The sequence below is a fragment of the Saccharomonospora saliphila YIM 90502 genome, assembly GCF_000383795.1.
GTDB classification, from domain to species: Bacteria; Actinomycetota; Actinomycetes; order Mycobacteriales; family Pseudonocardiaceae; genus Saccharomonospora; species Saccharomonospora saliphila.
Window position 1 is genome coordinate 6,922 of record NZ_KB912657.1, and the last position, 2,863, is coordinate 9,784.

The window sequence follows — 2,863 nt, forward strand, 5'->3', positions numbered from 1 at the left end:
GGCTCGTCGGGGCACGGCGGGTTCTCGGGCATGCTCGCCGGGTCGACCGCGGTGGGCGTGGCCGCGCACGCCACCTCGCCGGTCGTCGTGGTCCGCACCCGCGAGGGGGCGACCGTGCCGCCGGACGACGGCCCCGTCGTGGTGGGTGTGGACGGAAGCCCGCTGAGCGAACGAGCGGTCACCTACGCCTTCGAGGAGGCCTCCCTCCGCGCGGCGCCCCTGGTGGCGCTGCACGCGTGGACCGACGTGGAGGACGAGGGCCTGCTCGGCCGCGCCCGGGCGCTGCTGTCCGGCGCACCGTCCGAGACCGAGCAGGGGCGCCTGCTCGCCGCGGACCTGGCGAGCAGGCAGGAGAAATACCCGGACGTGGCCGTCGAGCGGGTCGTGGTCCGCGACCGGCCCCGTCGTCAGCTGCTGGAACGGTCGGCGACAGCACGGCTTGTCGTGGTGGGCAGCCGTGGCCGCGGCGGATTCCGCGGCCTGCTGCTCGGCTCGACCAGTCAGGCGCTGGTGCACCACGCGCGGTGCCCGGTGATGATCGTCCGATCCGAAGTGGAGGAACGGTGACATGCGTGCGGTCCGGTTGCTCGAATGGCATTCCGATCCGGTCGTGACCGAGGTGGACCCGCCCGAACCCGGGCACGGACAGGTGCTGGTGCGAGTGGGCGGTGCGGGCGTGTGCCACTCCGACCTGCACCTGATGCGGGAATTCGATCGCGGTGACATGCCGTGGAACCCGCCGTTCACCCTCGGCCACGAGAACGCGGGCTGGGTGGAGCGCGTCGGCACGGGCGTCGACGGCCCGGCCCCGGGCACGCCCGTGGCGATCTACGGACCATGGGGGTGCGGGGTGTGCCAGTACTGCCTGCGGGGGGTGGAGACCTACTGCGAACGGCCGGAGGCCGCGCCCGTGCCGAGGGGAGGAGCGGGCCTCGGCCTCGACGGCGGCATGGCCGAGTACCTCCTCGTGCCGCACGCCCGGCACGTGCTGCCCCTGCCGGAGGGCCTGGACCCGGTGCTCGCGGCTCCGCTCACCGACGCCGGACTCACTCCCTATCACGCGGTGCGCCGTTCGTGGGCCAAGCTCACTCCCTCCGCGACCGCGGCGGTCATCGGCATCGGCGGGCTCGGGCATCTCGCCGTACAGATCGTGAAGGCCACCACGGCCGCGCGCGTGGTCGCGGTGGACACCCGCTCCGAGGCGCTCGAACTGGCGAGGAATCTCGGCGCGGACCTCGCCGTGCCACCGGGAGCGGGGGTCGCGGAGCGGATCAGGGACCTCACCGACGGCCGGGGCGCCGACGTCGTGATCGACTGCGTCGGCACCGGGGACACGCTCGACCTGGCCGCCGCGATCGGCAGGGTGCTCGGCGACCTGACCATCGTCGGGCTGGGTGGGGGGACGCTGCCGGTGTCGTTCTTCTCGCTGCCCTACGAGATGTCGGTGCAAACCACCTACTGGGGTGGCCGGTTCGAACTGATCGAGGTCCTCGAACTGGCGGCGCGGGGCCTGTTGCGCACCGAGATCGCGCGATACGGCCTCGACGAGGCCGTCGAGGCCTACCACCGGCTGGAGGAGGGGACACTCACCGGCCGCGCGGTTGTCACTCCTTCGGCGGAATGAGACGGGGCGGTTCCGGGTATGGTGTCGACCGTTCGGTGTCCCGGCCGAGTGGTTCCACTGTGGATCGGGAAGGCGCACGGCGCGCCACCGATCTGGTGGACACACGGGAGATTCGTGCCGCGGAAGGCGCGGGCGCCGACGGTGCGCGGTCGCGCTCCGCACGCGCGCATCCCCCGGTCGTGCGGCCGTTCACCCCGGTTGCGGGCCCCGGACGCCGGAATAGGATTCGGCTCGGTGGATGCCAGAACGAAGGGACGTCCGGGCCCCCGGTCGACGGGCGCGCCGGAAGCGCGCACGCGTCCGGACATTCGTGGTCACGACGTTCCGGCGGACGTCGAACACGAGGTGCGTGCGCACGACGGCGCGGCCGCTCCCGAGGCCGCTCCCGAGGCGGATGACACCGCGGTCACGACCGCGAGTGGTACCACCGTTCCGGTCGGCGAGACCGATTCGGAGTTGCCCGGGTCCCCCGTGCGGACGGACAATGAGAGCGCCCAGACGTCGAGGGTCGGCACACCGGCCGGACGGGACGAGGCGAATCACATGCACGCCGACAGAGCGCAGCTGTCCCCGCCGGCCCGGCGGCTGCAGGCACGGGCGCGGCAGGAGAACTTCCCGGTCGCTCTGCGCGTGCTCCCCGCGCGCTACCGGCGGCATCTGTTCGCCGTGTACGCGTTCGCCCGGACGGTGGACGACCTCGGCGACGCCGCCGACGGGGACCGTCTCGCGCTGCTGGACGAGGCCGATCGCGAGCTGGACCGGGTGTTCGGCGGTGCGGACCCGCGCACACCGGTGTTCCGCTCGCTGGCCGGGACCGTCGGGGCGCTGGCCCTTCCGCGGCAGCCGTTCGACGACCTCGTCGAGGCGAACCGTCGTGATCAGACGGTGCGCCGCTACCGCACGTTCGACGACCTGCTCGATTACTGCGCGCTGTCGGCCGCGCCCGTCGGCAGGCTGGTGCTGGCGGTGTTCGGCGCGTCGTCCGCGTCCCGCGTCCGGTTGTCGGACCGCGTCTGCGCGGCGTTGCAAGTGCTGGAGCACTGCCAGGATGTGGTCGAGGACGCGCGTGCCGACCGCATCTACCTCCCGGCCGACGATCTCGCCCGCTTCGGGGTGGCCGAACGGGACCTGCTGGCGCCCCGGGCGACCACGGCCGTGCGCGCGCTCGTCGCCCTCCAGACGCAGCGGGCGGTCCGGCTGCTGGACGAGGGCAGCCCGCTGGTCGACGACCTCTCCGGC

The 2,863-nt window shown here is 73.3% G+C and carries 3 protein-coding genes; all 3 read left to right on the forward strand.

Translation table 11 applies throughout. The features are described from left to right. A partial coding sequence (locus SACSA_RS0110105) for a universal stress protein (protein ID WP_019815567.1) occupies nucleotides 1-567 on the forward strand: 567 nt, incomplete at its 5' end. Between the two features lies 1 nt (nucleotide 568). Then, nucleotides 569-1,624 (forward strand): NAD(P)-dependent alcohol dehydrogenase, encoded by a 1,056-nt coding sequence (locus SACSA_RS0110110; protein WP_019815569.1) that lies wholly within the window; start codon nucleotides 569-571, stop codon nucleotides 1,622-1,624. Nucleotides 1,625-2,167: 543 nt separating this feature from the next. Continuing rightward, the coding region (hpnC, locus tag SACSA_RS26735; RefSeq protein WP_048876636.1) for a squalene synthase HpnC at nucleotides 2,168-2,863 on the forward strand (696 nt) is incomplete at its 3' end.

What these genes read in the sequence shown, in the direction of transcription:
- SACSA_RS0110110 (WP_019815569.1), top strand. Translation starts at nt 569, where the DNA reads ATGCGTGCGGTCCGGTTGCTCGAATGGCATTCCGATCCGGTCGTGACC.